The organism is Streptomyces sp. NPDC001985 (assembly GCF_040296845.1).
GTDB lineage: Bacteria > Actinomycetota > Actinomycetes > Streptomycetales > Streptomycetaceae > Streptomyces.
Genome location: NZ_JBEOYB010000091.1, coordinates 1 through 25,361, shown reverse-complemented (window position 1 = coordinate 25,361; position 25,361 = coordinate 1). Strand labels below are relative to the sequence as shown.

Sequence of the window (25,361 nt, the reverse complement as noted above, 5' to 3'; positions counted from 1 at the left end):
TCCACCATCGACGAACGCCTGGAAATCGACACAATCGGCGTCCTCCACATCACCGACCACGGCCAACTGATCACCTACCCCCACCCCGTCCCCGGGCTGCCCGCCCTTCCCAGGAGCGGGGCGACGCGCAACGTGCTGTGCCGCCGGGAAGACGGCGACTACACGATCACCGACCCGGACAGCGGACAAATACGCCACTTCACGGCCCCGCATGGAGTCGAGCCGGGCGGTGACGGCGACGCCTGGCTCGTCCAGATCACCGACCGCAACGACAACACCATCAGCATCGACCGCACCGACGACGGAACCCCCACGGCCATCGTCCACTCCGCTGGCCATCGCCTGCTGCTGACTGCGGCCGACCATCGAGTGACGGGCCTCGCCCTCAGCGGCGCCGATACCGCAGGACCGGTCCACCCGCTACTTGCGTACGGCTACACCGACGGAAACCTCACCTCGGTGGCCAAGCCATCCGGCGCCGCCCTGACTCTGGAGTACGACCACCGCCGCCGGGTGACGGCCTGGATCGACTCCAACAGCCGCCGCTATGGCTATGCCTACGACGAACAGGACCGGTGCGTCGCCGAGGGCGGCGAAGCCGGACACATCCAGCTCACCCTCGCTTACAGCATCCCCGACCCCGCCTCCGGAAACAGGGTCACCACCCTCACCACCGCGGACGGCCGCACGACCCGCCACCTCATCGGTCCCGGCTGCCGCGTCCTCGCCACCACCGACCCACTCGGCCACACCACCCGCTTCACCTACGACGCCCGAGGCAACCAGCTCACCCACACCGACGCACTTGGCCGCATCACCGCCTTCACCTATGACGAGGAGGGGCGTCTCAAGGCTGTCATCCGACCGGACGGAGCCGAGCTGAGCACAGTCCGCGGCTCGCTCGGGCTGTCCACAGAGTTCACAGGGCCGGACGGGGCCTGCTGGCGGCAGGAGTTCGACGAGCGCGGCAACCGGACGGCAGTCGTCGATCCGGCCGGCCACGCCACGCGGTACGCCTACGACGCCGGCGGCCGTCTCACCTCGGTCACCGACGCGCTGGGCGGGGTGACCACAATCCGCTGCGACCCGGCGGGCCGGCCGGTGGAGGTGGTCGACCCGCTGGGCGGTTCCACCCGTTTTGTGCGTGATGACTTCGGTCGCCCGGTACGGATTACGGACCCCCTCGGCGCGGTGACCCGGCTCGAATGGAGTGCCGACGGCGAGCTGGAACGCCGTACCGGCCCCGACGGCTCGTCGGAGACCTGGTCCCACGACGGCGAGGGCAATTGTGTCTCCCATGTCGACGCGACGGGTGCCGAGTCCCGCTTCGAGTACACCCACTTCGACCTGCTCGCCGCGCGCACCGGCCCTGACGGAACGCGCTACGCGTTCGAGCACGACGCCGACCTGCGCCTGACGAGAGTCAGCGACCCGCATGGCCTGACCTGGTCGTACTTCTACGATCCGGCGGGGCGGCTGGTCTCCGAGTCCGACTTCGACGGCCGCACACTCCGCTATGCCCTCGACCCGGCCGGCCGGTTGACCGCCAGGACGACTCCCCTCGGCGAGGTCGTCGCCTATGAGCACGACGAACTGGGCCGGGTGATCCGCCAGAACGCGGCGGGTGCGGTGACCAGCTACGCGTACGACCGAGCCGGGCGTCTGCTCCAGGCAACCGGGCCGAGCGGCGAGCTGCTGTACCGGTACGACCGGCGGGGCCGCGTCACCGCGGAGCTGTCAGACGGCCATGCCGTCACCTATGCGTACGATGCGCTCGGCCGCCGGACCCACCGGACCACTCCCACCGGGCAGACCACCGTCTACGGCTACGACGCCGCCAGCCGGCCGGCTCACCTGACCAGCGCCGGCCGGCGTATCGCCTTCACCTGGGACGCCGCCGGGCGGGAGCTCGAACGCGTCTTCGGCGACACGCTCACACTCACCTCCACCTGGGACGAGGCCGGGCGGCTCGCCGACCAGCGACTCACCGCCGGCGACCGGACGCTCAATCGCCGCGGCTATGACTACCGCGCGGACGGACACCTCACCGGCATCACGGATCAGCTCTCCGGCGACCGCTCATTCGAGCTGGACCCTGTGGGACGGGTGACCGCCGTCCACGCCGCCGGCTGGACAGAGCGATACGCCTACGACGCGGCCGGGAACCAGAGTTCGGCTTCCTGGCCCTCCTCCCACCCGGGCCATGAGGCGACCGGGGCCCGCTCGTACACCGGCACCTCCATCACCCGTGCTGGAGAAGTCCGCTACGAGCACGACGGGGGCGGGCGCATTGTCCTGCGCCAGCGGACCCGGCTCTCCCGCAGGCCCGACACCTGGCGGTACGAGTGGGACGCCGAGGACCGCCTCACTGCGGTCACAACCCCCGACGGCACGCGGTGGCGCTATCTCTACGACCCGCTGGGTCGCCGCTCCGCCAAGCAGCGGCTCGCGGACGACGGGGAGACGGTCTGCGAGGAGACCCGGTTCACCTGGGACGGGGCGATGCTCTGCGAACAGCTCACCACCTCGACGGAATTGCCTCATCCGGTCGCAACCACCTGGGATCACCAGGGTTTGCGCCCCCTCGCACAGACCGAACGCGTCCTTGCCGCCGATTCCTCCAGGACGGAGATCGATCAGCGCTTCTTCGCCATAGCCACCGATCTGATGGGGACCCCCACCGAACTCGTCGACGAGACGGGCGAAGTGGCCTGGCGCACCCGCACCACGCTGTGGGGCACGACCACCTGGAACCGCGACGCCACGGCGTACACACCACTCCGCTTTCCCGGCCAGTACTTCGACCCGGAAACCGGGCTCCACTACAACGTTTTCCGGCACTACGACCCGGAGTCCGGCCGCTATGCCGCGCCGGACCCACTGGGACTGGCACCCGCACCCAATCCTGTCGCCTACGTGCACAATCCGTATACGATCTGCGATCCGCTGGGGCTCTCGCCCTATCCTCAGTTCAAGGGTCTCGGCTGGCTGACGGAGAGGATGCTCGCCCGTCCTTCGTTCCGCTACCAGCGGACCGTCACCAATCAGGACTACGAGCAGCAGTGGATTCTGCCTGACGGGCGTGAGGTGCATCTCGACGGCGGGCCAAGGGACGGCTGGATAGCGGAGGCGAAGTGGACCGGAGGCGACAAGCAGTCCGAATGGGAGAAGTCCCCTTATAATCCTGATCATAAATTCTACAGCGAATCGAAGATCACAGATCAGGCCGAAAAGCTGTTGGCATTGAACGAGGGATTGGAGGGCAGGGGAGTGCGTTACATGGTGTCCAATGAATGGGGTGCCGCGCATGTGAACGAGGTCCTGGCCAGAGCCTTCCCCGAGGCTGTCGCCAACGGCACTCTCAAGGCTTATCACGTACCGGGCACTGGCATGAGTGGAATGAGCGCATGGCTGCAGTAGTCGAGTTGCTGGAGAGCATCCGGGGCATCGTCCCGCTGACAGGCGAAGGAGTGTCGGCGCAGTTCGGGGCCCAGGGTTGGATGCCAGAAGGGCGTCCGAAGAATGGCTTCGAGACCTCGTGGAACAAGGATGGCATCGGCGGCTGGGTCCACCCGTACGACGGTGGCGTCCGCGTCGAATTCACCGTCTGGATGCGGGACGCGGACGACGCGACGGGCTATTTCGAGGATCTGGAGACGGTCTACGAGGAGGGCGAGGAAGCACTGTCCGCTTTTCTCCCCGAGATCCTCTCGTCGTCGCTCGCCGACGGGCTGGTCGAGGCGGAGGGGACGGCGGATGAAACAGACGAGTTCATCACCTTCCGGAAGTGGGGACTGGACGGCCGCACTCTGATCGTCGGCGTCATCCAGGAGGATACGGACCTCCCGGTCAGAGTTATTACCGCCCTGGAGGACCGGTCTCCCAGCGGCTGAGCCGGACAGCGACCGGGGCCGCCCGGCGGCCAATGCGAGGCGGGGCCTGGGCGGCTCGGTCGCCCAGGCCCCAAAAGGCATCGACGGGATTCGGAAACGCGCCGCGCCGGCCGGACGCCCGCATCAACCGTGCGGTCAAGGCGGTCAGGCCCGGTGAACGGTCGGGTCCGGAAGGTAGAGTTGCTTCTCGCCCTGGACGAGGACATCAAGATGCGCAGCTCATCCAGAGCCTGTTGAGGTTCAGGGTGGTCATCCCGGTGGAACTCCACCAGGTGCCTCCGCCTTGCCGGTATCCACGGCCGAGTCTCCCTGCCGGAGTTGCAACCACGCCCACACCAGCGCTGCGACCCCGGTGCCGACCTGCAACGACACCCCGACCAGCTCCCCGGTCCCCGGGCCATTCAGCAACCAGACCATCGGCGTGTCCGCGATGCAGGCCACCCCGACCACGATCAGCACGATCTTCTGCGGCCGTGTCACGCCGCCCCGCCTTCCCCTGGCCGGCTCTTGGCAGGTAAAGCAAGGACGTTCACGCCGTTGCCAGTGGTTCCGGCAGTCCGGGTTGCCCGTGTCGTATCTCAAGCGGTCCGTATGACGGTGAACAGGGTGGCCGGATCGCCCACCCGTGACTGCCTCTGCCGCACTTCACGGGCATTTGCAGTATGGCTTCAACGGCGGTTCCTAACCTCGAAACTTCTCCAGCAACCGCCGTAAAGGACACACCTTAGCCACTTCCATCGGAGGCGTCGGCAAGTCGTCGCCCCGAGAGCGGCCCCTCGGTACCGAGGAAACGTGGAACTGCTCTGACCGGCTGGCTCCGATCGTCCTGGCATGGGCAACGTAGAGCTTGAGCCGTGCTTGAGGCAACGGCAGTGAGAGCTTACGGGGGACGTTAGGACTGGGGCGCCGGGTGAGAGGGTGGGCTGGCCGTCCATGCTGAGTCAAACTGCTGCAGGGCGATGGAGTACAGAAGTCCGGGTGCCCGGACGTACAGGCACGGGGAGTTCCTACCGTGAGCAGATCTGCTGTAGAAGGTGAGGTAGGCGGCCCGGTCCGTTGCGATCACGCGGCACGTGCTCGGCAGGTTAAAGTTGCGAAGCTCGAAATTACTTTGCGTACGGGCCACATGCGCGAGGTAGTCCATGTTCATCCGGACCTGGTTCCTGAGCAGGTCGGGGGTGAACCCGGCATCAAACAACTGTATGTCGCGCGAGCGGCGGTCAAGCCATGAGTCACCTTGGTTGCGAGGGTCAGGCAGTAGAACCTGGACAGAATCCAGGGACAACTCACCCGACCATAAAGGCGAGAAAACGTCACGGGTGAGTACGTTTCCACGTCCCGCCAGGACCTTGATCCAGCGAGCCCTGCCAAGGTCGCGTGCGATGTCCTGCTCGGCGGACGACTGATGACGGTAGACTCGGCCGATTCCTGTGCCGGTGAGCCGTGAGCTGGCGCTGACCAGCCACCCCACTGGGTGTGAGCCGCGCAGGAGGCCGAGCACAAGCACGATCGCGCTTGCCACCAGAGAACTGAGTATCCCGAACAGAAAAGCAGTCATACGAGCCGTCTCCCTGCGTCTGGGCGATCTCGATCATTTGACTACGGCATCAACAGAGATAGGGAAGAAGCTTCCGCAGGATATATGCGGCATTCCGAGCCGCAAGCTCGTGATATGCATGCCCCTTTCCCTCGTCGGCGTTGTCGGATACACCCCGGATGACGATCCAGCCGGGGTTGATTCCCCCGTGAATAGAGTTCTCCTGCCAGTACTGGCTCAGCCCTCCGGCTTCCATGTCCACCGCCAGAACCTTCTCGTGGTAGTTCGTTAGGTAGCTGCGGATTTCGCTCTCACGGTCGGCGATGACGGCTTCGCCGGACCCGATTACTCCCGGGTAGACCTCGAACTCCTCCGAAGTATGTGTGGTGAGCTGACCGTTGATACGTGCCGGGGTCCCATGATCGGTGAAGAAGGCGTTTACCGCATGGACGACCGGTGCCGGCGCCTGCCGATGCTCTCCTCGACGGCGGACGTCCCCACGTGGATTGATCTTGCGATTCTCGTAGTAAACAATGTCGGTAGAGACAATGATGTTGCCGATGCGAGCGTGCTCGGCATGGAGGCCGCCGCCTACTCCGACGAGTGCCCACAGTCTCGGTTCGTAGTGTCGGCGCAGGTTCTCCAGAGCAGCCATCGCCGACCGTTGCCCTTGGCTCTGGCTCTGGGTGGCCACGATACGAACGGTCCCTTCCGGAGTGGCGTGTTTGCCCTGGTAGAAGTACAGCCCGCCTGGCTCCTTGCGGCGTTCCAGTTTCAACTCATCTACCACTGAACGCAATTCCTCGCTGAGGATCGTAACCACTCCGACGTCCCAAACAGTGGCCTGTTCACCGGCTGCTTCGGCTTCGACAGGGCGGGTACTGTCACAGGAAGGGGCGGCCACGGAAACATGGGCATTCTCTCCGACGGCATTGCTGCTGAAGTTATTGTTGTCACCCTGACTGGCGATGCCTCGATTGTTAATCACTTACTTCCTCCAGCGCTGGGAGTGTCCAGGCCTGTGGGCTGGTTTACGGAGACTCCGACCTGAGCGGCGTTGCCCACCGCGTTGTTACTGAAGCTATTGTTGTCACCGAAATTGAAGATTCCACTATTGATAATCTTGAGCGCGCGGTCATTGAAATCCGATATGTCCACATCCTTAGCTGCCAGGAAGTCGCCGGCCGCCCGAAGCAAACGCTGCTCAATCGTCTTCATCCGACCCAGGATGTCGCTCTTCTCCAGCTGGATCTTGGACCACGCCTGAGCCGATCTCTCCCTTATACTCACCCGACTGCCGATCAGGACATTGCGGATCGGCGTGGAAGTGAGGTCGCGGGGGAGAACGGCCGCCTTACTCAAGGCATACAAGTAAAGGAAGAGCCGCCATGAGCACTGGATCTCCGAGGGCAATGCGGCCAGTTCACGAAATGCCGCCCAGATGACGGCTGCAACTCCATGATGGCCAAATTCCGCCGTGCGCTGGAAAGATCTAGGCGTATGGGCAAGGACGCATGCTGCTGTGGAGATACTCAAGGTGCGTCCCTGCAGGCTGACATGCAACAGGACGGTCGCGACGAACTCCGATCCCTCGACAGGAGTTATCACCTCGAGGAAGTGGTGCTGTTTGGATCCAGGCGTGTTGATGATCGTGTTCAGGTCTGCCTCGTCGAACTCCTGCGGAAGAAGTGAACGGTCCACCGCCACATCGGTCTCGGCCACGTAGACGCGGTCGCGGACGTGCGCGGGAAGCCGGACGTTCCCGCTGTCAGCGTCCAGCAGTCGAACTGCCTCGCGCAGGTAATCGACCAACTCATGTGCCTGGAAGGGCGGCACGGGGTGCTCGCGCTCATGGAGTGGCGCATCGTCGCCGGGGCGCAGCAACTGGATGCTCATCGGTGGGTTCCACTGGTAGACGATTTCGCCGGCCCCGATGAAGGGTGACTCATCCCCGAAGAGCGTGAACGTGGTGAGGTCGTCCTCGTCCTCGCCTTCGTCCTCACTGTGACGGGGGCGGCGGTAAACGGCGCAGAGATGTTGCTGCTGTACGTCCGCAGTTCGTTGCCGACCGGACAAACGCGCAGGCCGAAGGGTTGGCGCGCGCAGGATGCGGTTGAGCATCAGCTGACGTGAAGCTCCCACGCCGAGGCAGAAGAGGGTGATTCCCACGGCTATGCGGAGGGCCGCCGTGGCTTGGTCCGGATGAGCCAGTGCGATCGCCAGGCCACCCACTGTCAGAGACAGAGCGGCGAATCCGATACGTCTGAGCGCATCTGCCTTCTCCGGGTACTTCCGCGGAGACAGCAACCTCAAGGGATGCCACTGGCCTCGCACCGACCCCAGACCGCGGCGTTTGGACTTCCGTCTGGGCCTCGACTCCCGGTCAACATCCCGGAGCAGCATGGCGAGGCGGAGCAACCACAGAAGGGCGAGGCCACAAGCGACGAGGATGGCGGCGGGCAGGGCACCCGCGAGAGCAGGAGCAACCACCGCTCCCGTCACCGCCATGCGAAGAAACGCGTTCAGCGTAGCGGCCCGCCACGCGTGGTGCATGACGGGAACGATGTCGAATCCATAGGACGGGGCGACCCGTCGATACGGCGCGGTGCACACCTCGTCGATCACGAGGTCTCGAAATCGTTCGTCCACGTACACGCCAGCGCATAAGTGACGGGTGGCAGCGGTCGGCTCACTGGCTGCGTCCCTGGCCGGTGGCGCATGGGAGGTGGTCACGCTCTACCCCTGCCTCGCAGAGTTAAGGTCCATGAGACCATAAGCACCGAAGGCGTTTAAGTCAATGCGACCTTAAGGGGGTTCCAGTGGAGGACTGGCTGAAAGACTCAACCGAGGTGGAGGCATCGTGGGTGACCGTGGACCTGGCGATCTTCACCGTGAGGGGCGATCAGTTGATGGTGCTCCTGATCGAGCGTGGGCTGGAACCCTTCCTTGGCCAGCCCGCGCTGCCCGGCGGCTACGTCCAGAAGCGCGAGACTTTGCACGAAGGGGCTCTGCGTGAGCTCAAGGAAGAGGCGGGAATCGATGGCCGCCAGCTGCATCTAGAGCAGCTCGGTGCGTATGGGGATCCTCTACGTGACCCCAGGGGAAGGGTGGTCACGATCGCCTATCTCGCACTGGGGCCGGATCTTCCCGCCCCCGTGGGCGGCACCGATGCCAGGCGAGCCTATTGGGCTCCCGTGTCACAACTAGGCAGTGGTGCGGCGCAGCTGGCGTTCGACCACCCGGCCATCCTCACGGACGCCCTGGAGGTAGTCCGCCGCAAGCTCGAATACACCGCAGTCGCCACGGCCTTCTGCCGGGACCCTTTCACCCTGAGTGAGCTGCGCACGGTCTACGAAGTGATCTGGGGGCAGCAATTGGACCCGAGCAACTTTCGCCGCAAAGTACTCAACACCTCAGGGTTCGTGCGGCCCACGGGGGAACAACGACTACCCCCCACCGGCCGCCCAGCCGCCCTCTACCGCCGGGGAAACGCATGGCTGCTCGGCCCACCGCTGCTGCGCGGCACAGGACACACCACGTAGCCCGCCTCGGGCGGCGACCAACACGTCGCGGCTCAACACAACGGCTTCGTGAAACCCATCCATGGAACCGGAGAGTCTGCTCACCAGCGGCAGTAGCACGGTCGGCGTCCACCCGTTTGAACGACGGCCGTACGAGGCAATGCTGTGCTGAGAGATCGCGGACGACGATCTGTCGCTCGACGACTCGGTGCTCAAGTGGGCCGCTCTCTGGAGAGCCGCTCCCGAAGGTGGTGTTCTCCACCACTGTCAACGGTACGGGTCATACCCGACTGGCCTCCGGCGGTCCGGCATGAGGAGATCGAGCGGTTGCGAGCCGAGCCGAGGGAAGGCGACCTCACAATCGGCGGCGCGACTCTCGCCGCCGAGGCGGCCGCAGCGGGACTGAGAAGTCACTGACGGCCACCCGGATCTCCCCGACCACACCGCCCTTCCAGCCCAGTATGGCTTTAGCGGCGGCACCCCTGCCGATACGCCTCCAGCAACCGCCGTAAAGGACACACCCTAGTCGCCACGCCACAGGCATCGGCCGGACCCCGGGCGGGCGACACGGTGCCCACGACCGGCCGACGCGGGAGCCGCGACGGCCGACCGGCGCGACAGAGCTCCCGCATCGGCAGCAACGGCTCGATCACCGCTCACTGAACATCCGTCAATGACGAGTCACAGGAACCCTGGCGGCCTTCGCCGGGGCCGGCCACCGGGAGCGGTCCTGCGGCCGTGGACGACACCGGGTGTCGGTACCGGCTGCGGTCAGGGCGCCGGCCCGGTGGGCCGCGGCGATTCCGGCGACAACGACCGCTGCACTCCAGTGCCGGTCGAGATTCGGCGGAGTTTCTGAGCCGGTGGTTCAGGAAGCGTGTCGCCCCGAGCCATCGGTGTCGACGGCAGCGGCGTCACTCACGTCCTCCACCCTCAGAGGCCGCTGTCCGCTGAATGCGATCACGAGACCGTAGGGGTCGCAGACGGGCAAACGCCCCTCGGCGAAACGCAGGTGCCACTCATCGGCGTAGAAGTTGAGTTGTGGAGCATCCAGAGGAAAATCCGCGTCCGGCACGCTGCGGTAGGACTCCGATTCCGCTTCGGTGAGACCGAAGAATTCCGGGTCTGCCTCCAACACCTCCCGCACGAAGCGGAGCCCCGTCTCCAGGTAGTGGTCGAGTCCGCCGAGTACCTCTCCGACCAGGACAAGATCGGCCGCGTCGATGTCATCGGTGCCTTCGAGCAGAAGGTTGACCTCGACGAGGCCACCGTACAGCGCGCTCTCCGGCACCTGTTCCACGCTCCAGACCCTCAGTTCATCGGGTCCCCGTTCGAAGCGCAGCCGTCCGATGCCGCTACGGAAGACGGTCGAGTACACGGTTACCCCATCTCACGGAACTCAGGGGCGCGGGCCGCCATGCCCAGCCTTCCGCCATACGGAGAAGGCACTGACCAGTGCGTGCAGTAGCCCTCGCTCCTCGTCAAGAACCACGGCACGGCGCAGCGGATGAACACCCCGGACTGCACGGCACCTTTGCATGTCCGCAGAGTGCCACAGCGAGAGCCGCCCCCGCACAGTCCTTCGTTCCCCGGGCCGCCAAGGGATCACCGCGTCGCCTCGGCGGCGGAAGACTGAGAGCGACTACCCCTGCCTATAGGTCTCCAGCAACCTCAACCACACCTCACTGATCGTCGGATACGCGGGCACCGCGTGCCACAGTCGCTCGATCGGTACCTCGCCCACCACCGCCACCGTGGCCGAGTGGAGCAGTTCGCCGACGCCCGGGCCCACCAGGGTGACGCCGAGGAGGATTTCGCGGTCGAGGTCGACGATCATGCGGGCGTGGCCACGGTAGCCGTCGGCGTAGAGGGAGGCGCCCGCAACGGAGGCGAGGTCGAAGTCGACGGCGCGGACGCGGTGGCCGGCCGATTCGGCTTCGGCGAGGGAGAGGCCGACGGCGGCGGCCTCGGGGTCGGTGAAGACGACCTGGGGGACGGCGGCGTGGTCGGCGGTTGCCGCGTGGGCGCCCCAGCGGTCGGTTTCCAGGAGGGGGACCTGCTGGGCCCGGGCGGCGATGGCGGCGGCGGCGATGCGGGCCTGGTACTTGCCCTGGTGGGTGAGGAGGGCGCGGTGGTTGACGTCGCCCACGCCGTACAGCCAGGTGCTGCCGTCGACCCGGCAGCTGTCGTCGACCGGCAGCCAGGAGCCCGGCTCCAGGCCCACCGTCTCCAGGCCGATTCCCTCGGTGCGCGGGGCGCGGCCGGTGGCGAAGAGGACCTCATCCGCCTCGACGCGCTCGCCGCTGTCCAGGACGAGGGTGACCGGGCCGCCCGGGTCGGGGCGTTCCACGGAGGTCACGGAGGTGCGGGGGCGGATGTCGGCGCCGGCCTCGGTCAGCGCGTCGGCGACATGTTCGCCGACGAAGGGCTCCATCCGGGGGAGCAGCCCCTCGCTCCGCACCAGGAGGGTGACGCGGGAGCCGAGGGCCTGCCAGGCGGTGGCCATCTCCACGCCGACCACTCCCCCGCCGACGACCGCGAGCCGTCCGGGGACGGCGTGGGCGCTGGTGGCCTCCCGGCTGGTCCAGGGTTTGGCGCCGGCCAGGCCCGGGAGGTCGGGCAGGACGGCGCGGCTGCCGGTGCAGACGGCGACGGCGTGGCGGGCGGTCAGTACCCGGGGCTCGCCCTCGGGGCCGTCCACGACGACCTTCCGGGGGCCGTCCAGCCTGCCCCGCCCCCGGTAGAGCCTGGCTCCGGTGGTGTCCAGCCAGGAGACCTGGCCGTCGTCCTTCCAGTGCGAGGTGAAGGCGTCACGGTGAGCGAGCACGGCCGCCGCGTCGAGAGGTGCTTCGGCGGATTGCCGCAGGCCGGGGACCTTGCGGGCGTCGGCCCTCGCGATCACCGGGCGCAGCAGGGCCTTGCTGGGCATACAGGCCCAGTAGGAGCACTCGCCGCCGACCAGTTCGCTCTCGACGACCGCCGTGCTCAGGCCCGCGGCCCGGCACCGGTCGGCCACGTTCTCGCCGGTGGGGCCCGCGCCCAGCACCACGACGTCGTACTCCACAGCATCGGTCATAGGGACAGTCTGGTACCGGGTGTGTCTCCTGGCCACATGGGCAGGGGCAGGAATAGCACCGCCCCGGACACGGTTGTCGGGGGCGAGTCCACCGGACACCGGACACACACCGGACATATGGGAGAGGTACCACGTCATGAGCACTGTTGAGCTCACCAAGGAGAACTTCGATCAGGTCGTTTCCGATAACGACTTCGTTCTGATCGATTTCTGGGCGTCATGGTGCGGCCCGTGCCGGCAGTTCGCCCCGGTCTACGAGGGGGCCGCCGAGCGGCACCCGGATCTGGTCTTCGCGAAGGTCGACACGGAGGCGCAGCAGGAGCTGGCCGCCGCGTTCGAAATCCAGTCCATCCCGACGCTGATGATCGTCCGCGAGAACGTGGCGGTGTTCGCGCAGCCCGGAGCGCTGCCGGAGGCCGCGCTGGAGGATGTGATCGGCCAGGCCCGTGCGCTGGACATGGACGAGGTACGCGATTCGATCAAGGCGGCCGAGGCCGCCGCCGCGCAGGGCGAGAGCCCCAAGGAGGGCTGAGCCGGGCGGGTACGCCGGGTTCAGCGCCTCTCGTCGGCGACCCGGGCGGAGAGACCGTAGTCCAGCTCGGCGCCGTCGACGAGAAGCGCCTCGACCGTTCGGGTGGTGGGGTCGATATCGGCCACCACGCCCTCACCGGCGTACCGGGGGTATCCCGATGCCCCGGTCTCGCCGGTGGCGGCCACGACGGCCGACCGGATCGCGGCCCGGTACAGATGCGCCGCGTCGAGGCCCTCGGCGTGCTCGGGCACGATCAGCACCTCGTAGTGCTGCGGGTCTGTCGTCATACGCGCGACGCTAGGCACTGGTCGCCCGGTCCGCATCCGGGCCGGGGCGCTCCGGGCCGGCCCCGCGGCCCGGGGGCCGGGGGCCGTCAGCTCGACTCACGGTGCACGGCCCGCGCCCCCATCAGGTCGTGCAGCTCCGGCCGGTCCTCCGGATCTCGCACCACCCGGTCCACGAGTTCGGCCAGCAGCCGTCCGGTCACCATGTCGATGTGCACCGTGCTCAACCGGGGCCGCAGCAGCCTGCCCAGGAGCAGGTCGTCGGCGCCGATCACCGCGGTCTCCCCCGGTATGTCGATGCCCTCGTCCTGGAGGGCCCGCATCAGAAGCGTCGCGTAATCGTCGTTGTAGGCGTAGACGGCGTCGAGCCCCAGTCCGCGCCAGCCCGCCGCGAGGGTGCTCGCCGACTCCTCGTCGTACGACAGCTCCAGCGGCTCCACATGGGCGCCGCTCCCGGCGGCGGCCCGGCGCGCACCCTCGAACCGGGGCTCGGAGAAGTGTTCCAGGCCCGGCTCCCGGGGCATGACGACCCCGATCGCCCGCCGTCCCCGCTGGATCAGATGGGTGACCGCGCAGCTTCCCACCCCGGTCTGATCCATCACGAGCGAGTGCGCGCCCTCGACGCGCCGGGGGGCGAGGGTGATCACGGCCTTGGCGCCCGAGCGCTTGAGCACGTCGACACCGTGCGGGGTGAGACCGACCTCGCCGAGGGAGACGACCGCGACGGGTCTCAGCTCGGCCCAGGCGCGGGCGGCCTCGTCGCCGCCCAGGCCGAGGCTGCCGTACTGCACCACGGTGTAGTCGAGCCGTCTCAGCGCCCACTGGAGTTCATGGAAGAACCGGTGGAACAGCGGGCCGACCGCGAAACTCGCGGCGGGCAGCAGCACCATGCGCGTGTGTCCGGCCCGCAGGCTGCGGGCCGCCGCATGGGGGACATAGCCCAGCTCTTCTGCGGCCTCCCGGACCCGTCGGCGGGTGGGCTCGCTGATGCGCACGGACGACGTGTTGTTGAGCACGTACGAGACCGTGGCCCGGGAGACCCCTGCTAACCGGGCGACATCGGCGCTGGTGGGAACGGAGCGTTCGGCGGATTGCTTGGGTGTCTGGCTCATCGCCCTGGGAATCTTTCCAGAACGGTCCCCTGCGCCGTCGGGTGGTTGGCCGGATTCGGCTGCCCCTGTTGCTTCGATCTTCAACCGCGCATGCTGGTCACCACAGGGCACCGTACTGGAGGGGCGTCGACGTGCGGCTTCACACCACCACATGGGGAGAGGGCGATCGTGTCGCGCTCCTGGTCCACGGCATCATGGCCGACCACCGCACCTGGCGGCGGGTCGGTCCCGCCCTCGCGGCGCGGGATTACCGGGTGATCGCGGTCGATCTGCGGGGGCACGGCGCGAGCGGCCGTGCCGACTCCTACACCCTGGAGGACCACGCGCGGGACCTGGTGGAGTCGCTGCCCTCCGGTGCGGAACTGGCGATCGGGCACTCGCTGGGCGCGCTGGCGCTCTCCCGGGCGGTGGCGGAGCTGGCACCGCGGCGCGCGGTGTACGTGGACCCGGTCTGGTATCTGCCGGACGGTGAGCACGGGTTCCGCCCCGAACTGTTCGCGGCGGCGAAGGCGCTGACGCGGGAGCGGATACGGCAGGGCAGTCCGCGCTGGGACGAGGAGGACATCGACATCGAGGTGGAGACCATCGGGGTGTGGGACGAGTCGACGGCCCAGGGGCTGATGGGCGTGGTGGGCGTCGATCTGATGCCGGCCGCGCCGGTGGTCCCGTCCCTGGTGCAGCTCGCCGACCCGAGCGAACTGGTCTCCCCCGAGGCCGCCGCGCTGCTGCGGGAGCGCGGTTTCGAGGTCCGTACCGTCACGGGCGCCGGACACACCGTCCAGCGGGACGACTTCGACGGATTCATGGCCGGCCTGGAGGGGTGGATCTGACAGCGGCCCCGGCGCCCGGGGCATTACGGTGGGACGGTGACGATCTCCTCCGGCGCCTCGGGCGCCTTCGACTCCCCGGGCCGCGGCGGTGCCGCCGCCACCACCGAGGCCGCTCCCGGCGCCGTGGGCCCGGTGGCCACCTCGTACGCCCCGGACCGGGACGGCGACCCCGATCCGGGCGAGATCGTCTGGACGTGGGTGCCGTTCGAGGAGAACGACGGGCGGGGCAAGGACCGTCCGGTGCTGATCGTGGCCCGGGAGGAGAAGGGCACCCTGCTGGCCGTCCAGCTCTCCAGCAAGCGCCACGACCGGGACCGGGAGTGGGTGCCGATCGGTGTGGGGGCGTGGGACCGCGAGCAGCGCGAGTCCTGGGTGGACCTCGACCGGGTGCTGCGGGTGCACGAGAAGGGGATGCGCCGGGAGGCGTGTGCGCTGGACCGGGGGCGCTTCGACGCGGTGGTGGAGCGGCTGCGGGAGCGGTACGGCTGGCGCTGAAGGGGCGAGTGGTGCGGCTGAGGCGGTACGGCCGGCCGCACGGACGGCGCCCAGCGGGGCGGGCGGCACGGCCGGCGGTGCGGCTGGCGCCGAGCGGGGCGGGCGGCGGTACGGAGGCGCGCGTGGCTCCGGGGCCGCGAGCGCTCCGGAGACGCACGCCCCCCGGAGGCACGAGGCACGAGGCACGAAACCCTTCGCGTCACAAGCCCCCGGCACGTGAGGCCCCAGGCCCCTGACCCACTCCCTCCGAAGGCGCGCGCTCGGAGCGGAAGGCGCTCGCGAAGGCCCCCCGCGTGGTCGTGCCCGCCGTGCGGTCGAGGACCGCGAAGACCACCCGGTCGAAGTGGCCCGCGAACCGGCCGTCCCCGGTGAGCAGCGTGTGGAAGGCGCCCGCGACCGCCGCCGGGTCGTTGCGGAAGACCCCGCAGCCCCACGCGCCGAGCACGAGCCGGCGGTATCCGCGGTCCACCGCCGTCTCCAGCACCCGTTCGGCGCGGGTGGCCAGCACCCCCGGAATCCGGTCCGCCTCCTCCGGGGCGCGGCGGACGATCACCCCCGCGTTCGGCGCGGGCGAGGTGAGGAACCCGGCGCTGTACGGGGTGTCCAGCAGCGCGCCCGCGCGGTCGCGGAAGACGGGGACGGCGGGCGAGTGGATGACCCGGTCCGAGTAGAACGGGCTGCGGTCGGCGCGGTGGTGCGCGTAGTACCGGGGCGCGCACAGCAGGGTCGTGTGGAGGGCGGAGGCGCGGCAGAGCGCCTCCTCCTGGGCCTGGGCGCCGTTGAGGTAGCCGCCCCCGGGGTTGCGCGCCGACGCGAAGTTGAGCACCGCCACCGGGTCGGGTGCCCCGGCCGTGAGCCGCCGGGCGGCCTCGGCGCTGTCCTCGGGGGTGACCTCGAAGGCGGTCGCACGGCCGGTGTCCGGGGTGACGTGCAGGGGGTCGGGGCCGTACAGCCGGGTCCCCGCCCGGGCGGCGGCGATCCGGGCCGACAGGGCCACGGTGCGCCCATTGGGGGCGACATAATGACCGGTTTCAACAATCTCTTCCGTCTGGCGGGCCAGCTCCCGGAGTCGTGTGCTCATGACCGAATAGTCCGTGACCTGCGGCGGACGGGGCAATCCGTTTTACGGCGGCCCGGGCGGGGCGCCCAGGCCGGGCCGCCGGGCGCCACCGCACCCTTGTGCGGAGCGTCAGACCTGGCTTTAGGTTGGCAGAGTGCCTTCGCAGGCCTTCGAAAGAGGAGCCGCTGATGCGTCCACCCGATGCCGGCGACCACGGCCGGTCCATATCCGAAGAGGAAGCAGAGGATCTGCTGCGATGTATCTGCTTCAAGAACGGCCCGCCCACCACCGTGGGCGTGGAGCTCGAATGGCTCATCCATGAACGGCACAGCCCCGAGCGCCCCGTCTCGGCGGACCGTCTCACGGCCGCCCACGACCGGGCGCGTTCCCTCCCGCTGAACTCGGCTCTCACCTTCGAGCCGGGAGGGCAACTGGAGCTCAGCTCCCGCCCCGCGGCCTCCCTGATGGAGTGCGTCGAATCCGTGGCCGCCGATCTGGCCGCCGTCCGCGCCGCACTCGAACCGGCCGGACTCGCCCTCGCCGGATTCGGGCTCGACCCCTGGCGGACCCCGCGCCGCATCCTCCGGGAGCCCCGCTACGACGCCATGGAGGCGTACCTCGACCGGACCGGCCCCTCCGGCCGGGTCATGATGTGCAACTCCGCCTCGATCCAGGTCTGTCTGGACGCCGGGGAGCAGGAGCCGGGGCCGCTCGGCGCCGGCAGGCGCTGGCAGCTCGCGCATCTGCTGGGCGCGGTGCTGACCGCGGCCTTCGCCAACTCCCCCGCGCTCGCCGGGCGGCCCACCGGCTGGCGCTCGACCCGGCAGGCGATCTGGGCCGAGCTGGACGACATCCGCCCCATCGCGCCTCCGCTGGACCGGGAGCCGAGGGACGCGTGGACCGCGCACGCGCTGGACGCGCCGGTGATGTTCGTGGCGACGGAGGACGGGCCGTGGGAGCGGCCCGACGCGCTCACCTTCCGGGCCTGGCTGCGGTCCGGCGGGCCGCGCCCGCCGACCCGGCAGGATCTCGACCGCCATCTGACCACCCTCTTCCCGCCGGTGCGCCCGCGCGGCCATCTGGAGCTGCGGATGATCGACGCGCAGCCGGGGGACGACGGCTGGCTCGTGCCGCTCGCGGTGGTCACGGCCCTCTTCGAGGACCCGGAGGCGGCGGAGACCGTCTACCGGATGGTCAAACCGCTCGCGGAGTACGCGGGGAACCGGCCGGCGCCCCGCAATCCCCTCTGGCTCGGCGCGGCGCGCGCCGGGCTGAGCGACCCGGAGCTGCGCGCGACCGCCGCGGGCTGCTTCACCGTCGCGCTGGAGGCGCTGCCCCGGGTGGGTGCCTCCACCGAGGTGTGCGACGCGGTGGCCGCCTTCACGGAGCGGCAGGTGCTGCGGGGCCGCTGTCCCGCCGACGACCTCCTCCTCCACCCCTCGCTCGGGCAGGGCCCGGCGACACCGGACAAGGAGCCGGGCACATGACCGAGGACCTCCGACGGCGGGCGGTCGACGCGCTCGCCCGCGCCCGCGCCCGCACCGCCGCGCTCACCGGATGTGTCGACGACGGCGAGCTGACCGCCCAGCACTCCCCGCTGATGTCCCCGCTGGTCTGGGACCTGGCCCATATCGGCAACCAGGAGGAGCAGTGGCTGCTGCGGAGGGTCGGCGGGCGGGCGGCCCTGCGGCCCGAGATCGATTCGCTGTACGACGCCTTCGAGCATCCGCGGGCGACCCGGCCGTCCCTGCCGCTGCTGGCCCCGGCCGAGGCCCGGGGGTACGCGTCCGATGTCCGGGGCCGGGTCCTGGATCTGCTGGAGCGCTCGCCGCTGGAGGGCGGCGGGCCGCTGGTGGACTCCGCGTTCGCCTTCGGGATGATCGCCCAGCACGAGCAGCAGCACGACGAGACCATGCTCATCACCCATCAGCTGCGCGGTGGCCCCGCCGTGCTGGAGGCACCCGATCCGCCCGGCGCGGACGGCGCCCGGCTGCCCGCCGATGTGCTGGTCCCCGGCGGCCCCTTCACGATGGGCACATCGGCCGAGCCCTGGGCGCTGGACAACGAACGGCCGGCGCACCGGCGCACGGTCGCGGCCTTCCGGCTCGACACGGTGCCGGTGACCTGCGGCGCGTATCTCGCGTTCATGGCGGACGGCGGCTACCGCGATCCGCGCTGGTGGGCGGCGGAGGGCTTCGGGCAGATCCAGCGGCACGGGATCGAGGCGCCCCTGTTCTGGCGGCGGGAGGGCGGCCAGTGGCTGCGCCGCCGCTTCGGGGTGACCGAGCCGGTGCCGCTGGACGAGCCGGTGCTGCATGTGAGCTGGTACGAGGCCGATGCCTACGCCCGCTGGGCGGGGCGGCGGCTGCCCACCGAGGCCGAGTGGGAGAAGGCCGCGCGGTACGACCCGGTGTCGGGCCGCTCGCGCCGTTTCCCCTGGGGCGACGGCGACCCCACCCCCGTACACGCCAATCTGGGGCAGCGGCACCTGCGGCCCGCGCCGGCCGGGGGGTATCCGGAGGGGGCGTCGCCGCTCGGTGTGCGGCAGCTGATCGGGGATGTGTGGGAGTGGACGGCGAGCGACTTCCTGCCCTACCCGGGGTTCGCCGCCTTCCCCTACCGCGAGTACTCCGAGGTGTTCTTCGGCGGTGAGCACAAGGTGCTGCGCGGTGGTTCCTTCGGAGTGGACGCGGTGGCCTGCCGGGGGACCTTCCGCAACTGGGACCTTCCGGTGCGGCGGCAGATCTTCGCCGGGTTCCGCACGGCGCGGGACGCGGCCCCCGGAGAGGGCGGCGCGGGGACGGGGGTGGGCTGATGTGCCGGCACATCGCCTATCTCGGGCCCCCGGTGGCCCCGGGCGAGCTGCTCACCGCGCCGGCCCACGGACTGCTGCGGCAGTCCTGGGCCCCCCGGCGGCAGAACCACGGCACCGTCAACGCCGACGGCTTCGGTCTCGGCTGGTACGCCGACGGCGATCCGGTGCCCGCGCGCTACCGGCGCGCCGGGCCGGTCTGGGGCGATCTCTCCTTCGCCGATCTCACCCGGGTGATCCGCACCCGGGCGCTGCTGGCCGCGGTGCGCGACGCGACCGTGCCGGGCGCCGACGGCGAGGCGGCGGCGGCGCCCTTCGCCGCCGGCCCGTGGCTCTTCAGCCACAACGGCGCGGTGCCGGGGTGGCCCGGCTCGCTGGCTCCGCTCGCCCTGACCCTGCCCGCCGCCGAGCTGCTCTCGCTGGAGGCCCGCTGCGACACGGCGCTGCTGTGGGCGCTGGTGCTGCACCGGCTGCGCGACGGCGACGAGCCGGGCCAGGCGCTCGCCGACACGGTCCACGAGGTCGCGGAGGCCGCCCCGGGCTCCCGGCTGAACTTCCTGCTCACCGACGGGGAGACGGTCGCGGCGACCGCCTGGGGCGACTCCCTGTACTCGCTCGCCGGCCCGGACGGCCGGTGCGCGGTGGCGTCGGAGCCGTACGACGACGATCCGCGCTGGCGCGCGGTGCCCGACCGGACCCTGCTGGTCGCCACGCGCGCCGGTGTCCTGCTCTCCCCGCTCAAGGAGCCCCCGCAGTGAGCCCGTTCCAGCTGACCCGCACCCTGCCCGAGGACGCCACGGGCGCCGCGCTGCGCGACGACGTGCTGCACGGGCTGACCCGTACGCCCAAGGAGCTGCCGCCCAAGTGGTTCTACGACGCCCGGGGCAGCGAGCTGTTCGAGGAGATCACCCGGCTGCCCGAGTACTACCCGACCCGGGCCGAACGGGAGATCCTGATCGCCCGGGCACCCGCCATCGCCGCCGCGACCGGGGCGCGCACCCTGGTGGAGCTGGGCTCGGGGTCGTCCGAGAAGACCCGGCATCTGCTGGACGCGCTGCCACAGCTGCACAGCTATGTACCGGTCGATGTGAGCGAGAGCGCTCTGACGGGCGCGGCCGGGGCGCTGCTGGAGGAGCGTCCGGGGCTGCACATCCATGCCCTGATCGCGGATTTCACCCGGGGGCTCGTGCTGCCCGGCACCCCGGGGCCCCGGCTGGTGGTCTTCCTCGGGGGCACCATCGGCAATCTGCTGCCCGCCGAGCGCGCGCGGTTCCTGGGGTCGGTGCGGACGCTGCTGGGGCCGGGGGACGCGCTGCTGCTGGGCACGGACCTGGTGAAGAGCGAGGAGGTCCTGGTCCGGGCGTACGACGACGCCGCCGGGGTGACGGCGGAGTTCAACCGGAATGTGCTGCGGGTCCTCGCCCGGGAGCTGGGGGCGGAGGTCGACCCGGCGGACTTCGAGCATGTGGCGCGGTGGGACCGGGAGCGGGAGTGGATCGAGATGCGGCTGCGGGCGCGCTCGGCGCTGACGGTGCGGATTCCGGAGCTGGGTCTCGCGGTGCCCTTCGCGCGGGGTGAGGAGATGCGCACGGAGGTGTCGGCGAAGTTCCGTCAGGAGGGGGTGCGCAAGGAGCTGGCGGAGGCCGGCCTCGAACTGTCCGCGTGGTGGACCGATACGGAGGGCCGGTTCGCCCTCTCGCTGGCGACCGTCATCACCTGATCCCGGGGTACGGGGTGAACGGGCGGCCCCGCGCGGTGTGCGCGGGCCGCCCCGGTTCATCCCTCGGGGCGCGTCCGGCGGTTCACCCCGGGGAGAGCATGGTGGTGATCCGCTCGGACGCGAGCTGCCCGGCGCGCCGGGCGTCGCCGCCCTCCAGCACGGTGGTCATAAAGGTCTTGATCGGGTTGTCCAGCTCGACCTCGCCCCACTTGGGCGAGTTGGGGGTGGCCTGGCTGCCCTTGGCCGCGGCGCCCGCGGCCATGGCGGAGGTGCTCTCCTGCCCCTCGACGACCCGGGCGAGCGATCCCTTGTTGGGGACGTAGTTCATGGACTTCGCCAGGTCGGTCTGCCAGCGCTCGCTGGCCAGCGCCTTGACGACCTCGACCGCCGCGCCGCGCTCGTCCGCCTTCTCCGGGATGATCAGGTCGGAGCCGCCGGTGAAGACCGCGCCGGGCTCGTCCGCCGTCTTGCCCGGGATGGTGAAGTAGCCGAGCTTGCCCTTGAGCGCGGGGTTGGCCTTCTCGATGGCGGCGGCGGCGCTGGGGGCCGAGACGATCTGGGCGACATTGCCGCGTGCGAAGACATCGGCCTGCGGGGGCTTCTGCTCGTCCGCGTTCCTGGGGCCCTTGCCGTGCGCCTGGAGCTCCTTGTAGTACTCCATGGCGCGCAGGGCCTGGTCGGTGTGAATCCGGCCCTCCCAGTTGCCCGCCCGCTCGACGGCGAGCGCACCGCCCTCGTCCCAGATGAAGCCGGCGAGGGTGTACCAGTCCTGCCCCGCGAGATAGATGCCCTGGTTGCCGCCGGTGTTGAGCCGCTCGGAGAGGTCCAGCCACTCCTGGCGGGTCTTGGGGTACTCCTCGATCCCCGCGTCCGCGAAGATGTCCTTGTTGTAGATGACGACGCGGTTGGCGGCGTACCACGGTATGCCGTACTGCGAGCCGTTGATGTTGCCGGGCTCCGCCAGGCCCTCCAGCCAGTCCTCGCTGCCGAGGTCCCGCACGGCCTCCAGCGTGAGGTCGCGGAGCGCGTCGCTCTCGGCGTACTGGGCGACCTGGGTGTTGCCGACCTCGATGATCTCCGGGGTGTTCTCGCCCTCCAGCGCGGCGTTGACCTTCTTCCCGATGCCGGTCCAGGAGTGGAAGGTGAACTCCAGCTCCACCGATGGATGCTCCTTCTCGTACTCCTTGGTGAAGCGCTGCAGGAAGTCGTCGGAGACGCTGTTCTCCATCAGCCACACCCGCACCGTGCTGCTGTCGGAGCCGCCGCCGGGGAGGAGACCGCATCCGGCGGTGAGCGCGAGGGCACAGGCGAGTGCGAGGGAGGACGGGAGAGGACGGCGGATTTTCACAGCGTTCACCTTCGAGGGTGTGGAAACGTGAACCCGATGGGGGGAAGCGCGCTCCAGGCTCGCACGGGTGTGGCTGGATTTTGGTATGTACCAAAGTGCCGGTCAAGCCCTATACCGATGCCTCGCGCACCGCTTCCTGGTGGGGCACGGTGGAGACCATGTGCAGAGAGTGTAGCGAGAGGAGTACGACGACATGTCCAATCACACTTACCGAGTCACTGAGATTGTCGGCACATCTCCCGATGGAGTGGATCAAGCCATTCGGAACGGGATCGCCAGGGCGGACGAAACCCTGCGCGGGCTCGACTGGTTCGAGGTGACACAGGTGCGCGGCCGGATCGTGGACGGCCGGATCGAGCACTACCAGGTGGGCCTGAAAGTCGGCTTCCGACTGGAGGACGGCGGCTGACCGTCCGCACCCAAAAAGGACACATCACACCAGTTCCCTCACATCCCTTTCAAGCAGGGCCTAAACGGCCTTAACGGGCGGGACTCGCCTCCCGGCCGGCCGGGTGCGGCCCCGGGCCACCCGAACGGCGCAGACCGGTACGGAAATCCCGCCGGCACCCGCCCGGCGGAGCCCCGGGCGAACAGCTGATCGACACCAGCACCTAGAATTGTCCGATATGCACAGCCCTCACGACCCCTACGTCCGTGTCCGTGGCGCCCGGGAGCACAATCTCCGCGGTGTCGACGTGGACATCCCCCGTGACGCCCTCGTCGTCTTCACGGGTGTCTCGGGGTCGGGGAAGTCCTCACTCGCCTTCGGCACCGTCTACGCCGAGGCCCAGCGGCGCTACGTCGAATCCGTCGCGCCCTACGCCCGCCGGCTCATCCACCAGGTCGGCGCCCCCGACGTGGGGGACATCTCGGGGCTGCCGCCCGCGGTCTCGCTGGAGCAGCGGCGCTCGGCGCCCACCTCGCGCTCCTCGGTGGGCACGGTGACCACGCTCTCCAACTCGCTGCGGATGCTGTTCTCCCGGGCGGGCGACTACCCGGCGGGCGCGGAGCGGCTGGACTCGGACGCCTTCTCGCCGAACACGGCGGCCGGGGCCTGCCCCGAGTGCCACGGTCTGGGCCTGGTCCACCGCACGGACGAGTCCCTGCTCGTCCCCGACCCCTCGCTGTCGATCCGCGAGGGCGCCATCGCGGCCTGGCCGGGCGCCTGGCAGGGGAAGAACCTGCGCGATGTGCTGGACGCCCTGGGATACGACATCGACCGGCCCTGGCGCGAGCTGGACGCGCGGGACCGGGAGTGGATTCTCTTCACGGACGAGCAGCCGGTGGTCACGGTGGACCCGGTGCGGGAGGCGGGCCGCATCCAGCGTCCGTACCAGGGGACGTACACCGGCGCCCGGCGCCATGTGCTGCACACCTTCGCCGACTCCAGGAGCCAGGCGCTGCGCGCCCGGGCCGAGCGCTTTCTGACCAGCGCGCCCTGCCCGGTCTGCGGGGGCGGGCGGCTGCGGCCGGAGTCCCTCGCGGTCACCTTCGCGGGGCGGACCATCGCCGAGCTGGCGGCCCTGCCGCTGACCGCGCTGGCCGAGGTCCTCACCGAGGCCGGGGACGGCGGGGGCAGGGCCGGGGACGGCGGGGGCGGGTCCGCCCGGGTGCTCACCGCCGATCTGCTGGCGCGCATCGCCACGGTCACCGAGCTGGGCCTCGGCTACCTCAGCGCCGACCGGCCCACCCCGACCCTCTCCAGCGGGGAGCTCCAGCGGCTGCGGCTCGCCACCGCGCTGCGCTCGGGGCTCTTCGGGGTGGTGTACGTCCTGGACGAGCCGTCGGCCGGGCTGCACCCGGCGGACACCCGGGCGCTGCTGGTGGTCCTGGAGCGGCTGAAGGCCGCGGGGAACTCGGTCTTCGTGGTCGAGCACCATCTGGACGTCATGCGCGGCGCCGACTGGATCGTCGATGTCGGCCCCCTCGCCGGTGAGCACGGCGGACGGGTGCTGCACAGCGGTCCGCCCGAGGGCCTCGCGTCGGTCGAGGAGTCGGCGACCCGGCGGTTCCTCTTCGACCGCTCCCCCGCCCCGCCCCGGACGGTCCGGGAGCCCGCCGGCTGGCTGAGCACCGGCCCGGTCACCCGGCACAATCTGCGGGGTGTCGAGGCGCGGGTGCCGCTCGGTGTGCTGACGGCGGTCACCGGGGTCTCCGGCTCGGGCAAGTCGACCCTGGTCGGGGCGGTCACCGGGGAGACACCCGGGGTGGGGCGGCTGGTGACGGTGGACCAGAAGCCCATCGGGCGCACCCCCCGCTCCAATCTGGCGACGTACACCGGTCTGTTCGACGCCGTACGGAAGCTCTTCGCCGGAACCGGGGACGCGCGGGCCCGGGGGTACCGGGCGGGCAGGTTCTCCTTCAATGTGACGGGCGGCCGGTGCGAGACCTGCCAGGGGGAGGGGTCCGTCTCCGTGGAGCTGCTCTTCCTGCCCCGTACCCACACGCCCTGCCCGGACTGCCGGGGCGCGCGCTACAACCCCGCGACGCTGGAGGTGCGCCACCGGGGGCTGCACATCGCGGAGGTGCTGGATCTGACGGTGGAGGCGGCGGCGGAGTTCTTCGCGGAGGTGCCCGCGGCGGCCCGCGGCCTCGCCGCGCTGCTGGATGTGGGGCTCGGCTATCTGCGGCTCGGCCAGCCGGCGACCGAGCTGTCCGGTGGCGAGGCCCAGCGGATCAAGCTGGCCACGGAGCTTCAGCGGCCCCGCCGCGACCACACCCTGTACATCCTGGACGAACCGACGACCGGGCTGCACCCCGCCGACGCGGAGGTGCTGATGCGCCAGTTGAACGGGCTGGCCGACGCGGGGCACTCGGTGGTCGTCGTGGAGCACGACATGGATGTGGTCGCGGGCGCCGACTGGGTCATCGACCTGGGCCCGGGCGGCGGTGACGAGGGCGGGCGCATCGTCGCCGAGGGGACCCCGGCCCAGGTGGCGTCGGTGGCGCGGAGCCGTACGGCGCCGTTCCTGGCGGCGGCGCTGGGCGTCCCGGCGCCCGGATAGCGCCACCGGAACCGGCGTGGGCCCCACCCCGGCCGCCCCCGCCCCGGGGGGGGGCCCGGTGCCGGGGGGGGGCCGCGCCCCCCCCCCCCCGCGGGGGGGGCCGGCCCCGCCCGCCGGGGGGGCCGGCCGCGGGGGC

General features: G+C 70.1%; 22 protein-coding genes and 1 pseudogene. 13 read left to right on the top strand and 10 right to left on the bottom strand.

Annotated features, from left to right (window positions below; all coding sequences use genetic code 11):
* Together ABT122_RS29510 and ABT122_RS29505 are read left to right on the top strand one after the other, a co-directional pair.
* Nucleotides 1–3,420 (top strand): RHS repeat-associated core domain-containing protein (locus ABT122_RS29510; RefSeq protein ID WP_351558516.1); only part of this gene is annotated, 3,420 nt, incomplete at its 5' end.
* On the top strand, nt 3,408–3,893 hold the full coding sequence (locus ABT122_RS29505) for a hypothetical protein (RefSeq protein ID WP_351558514.1): 486 nt from the start codon (nt 3,408–3,410) through the stop codon (nt 3,891–3,893). The genes ABT122_RS29510 and ABT122_RS29505, both read left to right, overlap by 13 nt.
* Before the next feature lie 249 nt (nt 3,894–4,142).
* Here the strand turns inward: ABT122_RS29505 and ABT122_RS29500 are convergent, their stop codons facing one another.
* The 4 genes from ABT122_RS29500 to ABT122_RS29485 form a co-directional block, all read right to left on the bottom strand.
* Entirely contained in the window at nt 4,143–4,373 is a 231-nt protein-coding gene (locus ABT122_RS29500) for a hypothetical protein (protein WP_351558512.1), read from the bottom strand.
* A gap of 412 nt (nt 4,374–4,785) precedes the next feature.
* Nucleotides 4,786–5,451, bottom strand: a complete 666-nt coding sequence (locus ABT122_RS29495; protein WP_344477679.1) for a hypothetical protein — start codon at nt 5,449–5,451, stop codon at nt 4,786–4,788.
* Between the two features lie 49 nt (nt 5,452–5,500).
* Complete coding sequence (locus ABT122_RS29490) at nt 5,501–6,418, bottom strand: 5'-methylthioadenosine/S-adenosylhomocysteine nucleosidase family protein (RefSeq protein ID WP_351558510.1); 918 nt, start codon at nt 6,416–6,418, stop codon at nt 5,501–5,503.
* Nucleotides 6,415–8,055, bottom strand: coding sequence for an AbeC-like domain-containing protein (locus ABT122_RS29485; RefSeq protein WP_351558508.1), 1,641 nt, complete (start codon nt 8,053–8,055; stop codon nt 6,415–6,417). The genes ABT122_RS29490 and ABT122_RS29485 overlap by 4 nt, the downstream gene beginning before the upstream one ends.
* A 194-nt stretch (nt 8,056–8,249) precedes the next feature.
* Between ABT122_RS29485 and ABT122_RS29480 the strand changes: the two genes are divergently transcribed.
* Complete coding sequence (locus ABT122_RS29480) at nt 8,250–8,972, top strand: NUDIX hydrolase (protein WP_351558506.1); 723 nt, start codon at nt 8,250–8,252, stop codon at nt 8,970–8,972.
* 100 nt (nt 8,973–9,072) lie between these two features.
* A pseudogene (locus ABT122_RS29475) lies at nt 9,073–9,356 on the top strand (dihydrofolate reductase family protein); the annotation flags it as partial.
* Nucleotides 9,357–9,819: 463 nt separating this feature from the next.
* Here ABT122_RS29475 and ABT122_RS29470 read toward each other — a convergent pair.
* Nucleotides 9,820–10,329: a hypothetical protein gene (locus ABT122_RS29470; protein ID WP_351558504.1), complete on the bottom strand. Its 510-nt coding sequence runs from the start codon at nt 10,327–10,329 to the stop codon at nt 9,820–9,822.
* A 264-nt stretch (nt 10,330–10,593) separates the two neighbouring features.
* Nucleotides 10,594–12,027, bottom strand: a complete 1,434-nt coding sequence (locus ABT122_RS29465; protein ID WP_351558502.1) for a dihydrolipoyl dehydrogenase family protein — start codon at nt 12,025–12,027, stop codon at nt 10,594–10,596.
* A gap of 136 nt (nt 12,028–12,163) precedes the next feature.
* On the opposite strand from ABT122_RS29465, the gene trxA reads away from it, so the two are divergent.
* On the top strand, nt 12,164–12,559 hold the full coding sequence (gene trxA / locus ABT122_RS29460; protein ID WP_351558500.1) for a thioredoxin: 396 nt from the start codon (nt 12,164–12,166) through the stop codon (nt 12,557–12,559).
* 20 nt (nt 12,560–12,579) lie between these two features.
* On the opposite strand, the gene ABT122_RS29455 is transcribed toward trxA, so the two are convergent.
* Nucleotides 12,580–12,846: a hypothetical protein gene (locus ABT122_RS29455; RefSeq protein WP_351558498.1), complete on the bottom strand. Its 267-nt coding sequence runs from the start codon at nt 12,844–12,846 to the stop codon at nt 12,580–12,582.
* Between the two features lie 86 nt (nt 12,847–12,932).
* Nucleotides 12,933–13,955, bottom strand: a complete 1,023-nt coding sequence (locus ABT122_RS29450; RefSeq protein ID WP_351558496.1) for a LacI family DNA-binding transcriptional regulator — start codon at nt 13,953–13,955, stop codon at nt 12,933–12,935.
* A gap of 131 nt (nt 13,956–14,086) precedes the next feature.
* Between ABT122_RS29450 and ABT122_RS29445 the strand changes: the two genes are divergently transcribed.
* Together ABT122_RS29445 and ABT122_RS29440 are read left to right on the top strand one after the other, a co-directional pair.
* Nucleotides 14,087–14,785: an alpha/beta fold hydrolase gene (locus tag ABT122_RS29445; RefSeq protein ID WP_351558494.1), complete on the top strand. Its 699-nt coding sequence runs from the start codon at nt 14,087–14,089 to the stop codon at nt 14,783–14,785.
* A gap of 36 nt (nt 14,786–14,821) precedes the next feature.
* Nucleotides 14,822–15,280 (top strand): type II toxin-antitoxin system PemK/MazF family toxin, encoded by a 459-nt coding sequence (locus tag ABT122_RS29440; RefSeq protein ID WP_351558492.1) that lies wholly within the window; start codon nt 14,822–14,824, stop codon nt 15,278–15,280.
* Nucleotides 15,281–15,479: 199 nt separating this feature from the next.
* On the opposite strand, the gene ABT122_RS29435 is transcribed toward ABT122_RS29440, so the two are convergent.
* Nucleotides 15,480–16,361 carry a TIGR02452 family protein gene (locus ABT122_RS29435; RefSeq protein ID WP_351558490.1) on the bottom strand — a complete coding sequence of 294 codons (882 nt, stop codon included), beginning with the start codon at nt 16,359–16,361 and terminating at the stop codon, nt 15,480–15,482.
* A 167-nt stretch (nt 16,362–16,528) separates the two neighbouring features.
* Between ABT122_RS29435 and egtA the strand changes: the two genes are divergently transcribed.
* The 4 genes from egtA to egtD are packed head-to-tail and all read left to right on the top strand — an operon-like array spanning nt 16,529 to nt 20,872.
* Nucleotides 16,529–17,827, top strand: coding sequence for an ergothioneine biosynthesis glutamate--cysteine ligase EgtA (gene egtA / locus ABT122_RS29430; RefSeq protein WP_351558488.1), 1,299 nt, complete (start codon nt 16,529–16,531; stop codon nt 17,825–17,827).
* The gene (egtB, locus tag ABT122_RS29425) at nt 17,824–19,155 is read left to right on the top strand and encodes an ergothioneine biosynthesis protein EgtB (RefSeq protein WP_351558486.1); all 1,332 of its coding nucleotides are present in this window, start codon (nt 17,824–17,826) and stop codon (nt 19,153–19,155) included. Before egtA ends, egtB begins: the two co-directional genes overlap by 4 nt.
* Complete coding sequence (egtC, locus tag ABT122_RS29420; RefSeq protein ID WP_351558484.1) at nt 19,155–19,910, top strand: ergothioneine biosynthesis protein EgtC; 756 nt, start codon at nt 19,155–19,157, stop codon at nt 19,908–19,910. Before egtB ends, egtC begins: the two co-directional genes overlap by 1 nt.
* Nucleotides 19,907–20,872, top strand: a complete 966-nt coding sequence (gene egtD, locus ABT122_RS29415; RefSeq protein ID WP_351558482.1) for an L-histidine N(alpha)-methyltransferase — start codon at nt 19,907–19,909, stop codon at nt 20,870–20,872. Before egtC ends, egtD begins: the two co-directional genes overlap by 4 nt.
* An 82-nt stretch (nt 20,873–20,954) precedes the next feature.
* Here egtD and ABT122_RS29410 read toward each other — a convergent pair whose 3' ends face one another.
* Nucleotides 20,955–22,220, bottom strand: coding sequence for an extracellular solute-binding protein (locus ABT122_RS29410; protein WP_351558518.1), 1,266 nt, complete (start codon nt 22,218–22,220; stop codon nt 20,955–20,957).
* Between the two features lie 193 nt (nt 22,221–22,413).
* On the opposite strand from ABT122_RS29410, the gene ABT122_RS29405 reads away from it, so the two are divergent.
* Both ABT122_RS29405 and ABT122_RS29400 read left to right on the top strand, forming a co-directional pair.
* The gene (locus ABT122_RS29405) at nt 22,414–22,629 is read left to right on the top strand and encodes a dodecin (protein WP_351558480.1); all 216 of its coding nucleotides are present in this window, start codon (nt 22,414–22,416) and stop codon (nt 22,627–22,629) included.
* A gap of 217 nt (nt 22,630–22,846) precedes the next feature.
* On the top strand, nt 22,847–25,225 hold the full coding sequence (locus ABT122_RS29400) for an ATP-binding cassette domain-containing protein (RefSeq protein ID WP_351558478.1): 2,379 nt from the start codon (nt 22,847–22,849) through the stop codon (nt 25,223–25,225).
* The last annotated feature ends 136 nt before the right edge of the window (nt 25,226–25,361 follow it).

What these genes read in the sequence shown, in the direction of transcription:
- egtC (WP_351558484.1), top strand. Translation starts at nt 19,155, where the DNA reads ATGTGCCGGCACATCGCCTATCTCGGGCCCCCGGTGGCCCCGGGCGAG.
- ABT122_RS29495 (WP_344477679.1), bottom strand. Translation starts at nt 5,451, where the DNA reads ATGACTGCTTTTCTGTTCGGGATACTCAGTTCTCTGGTGGCAAGCGCG.
- ABT122_RS29455 (WP_351558498.1), bottom strand. Translation starts at nt 12,846, where the DNA reads ATGACGACAGACCCGCAGCACTACGAGGTGCTGATCGTGCCCGAGCAC.
- ABT122_RS29435 (WP_351558490.1), bottom strand. Translation starts at nt 16,361, where the DNA reads ATGAGCACACGACTCCGGGAGCTGGCCCGCCAGACGGAAGAGATTGTT.
- ABT122_RS29400 (WP_351558478.1), top strand. Translation starts at nt 22,847, where the DNA reads ATGCACAGCCCTCACGACCCCTACGTCCGTGTCCGTGGCGCCCGGGAG.
- ABT122_RS29465 (WP_351558502.1), bottom strand. Translation starts at nt 12,027, where the DNA reads ATGACCGATGCTGTGGAGTACGACGTCGTGGTGCTGGGCGCGGGCCCC.
- egtA (WP_351558488.1), top strand. Translation starts at nt 16,529, where the DNA reads ATGCGTCCACCCGATGCCGGCGACCACGGCCGGTCCATATCCGAAGAG.
- ABT122_RS29505 (WP_351558514.1), top strand. Translation starts at nt 3,408, where the DNA reads ATGGCTGCAGTAGTCGAGTTGCTGGAGAGCATCCGGGGCATCGTCCCG.
- egtB (WP_351558486.1), top strand. Translation starts at nt 17,824, where the DNA reads ATGACCGAGGACCTCCGACGGCGGGCGGTCGACGCGCTCGCCCGCGCC.
- ABT122_RS29450 (WP_351558496.1), bottom strand. Translation starts at nt 13,955, where the DNA reads ATGAGCCAGACACCCAAGCAATCCGCCGAACGCTCCGTTCCCACCAGC.
- ABT122_RS29405 (WP_351558480.1), top strand. Translation starts at nt 22,414, where the DNA reads ATGTCCAATCACACTTACCGAGTCACTGAGATTGTCGGCACATCTCCC.
- trxA (WP_351558500.1), top strand. Translation starts at nt 12,164, where the DNA reads ATGAGCACTGTTGAGCTCACCAAGGAGAACTTCGATCAGGTCGTTTCC.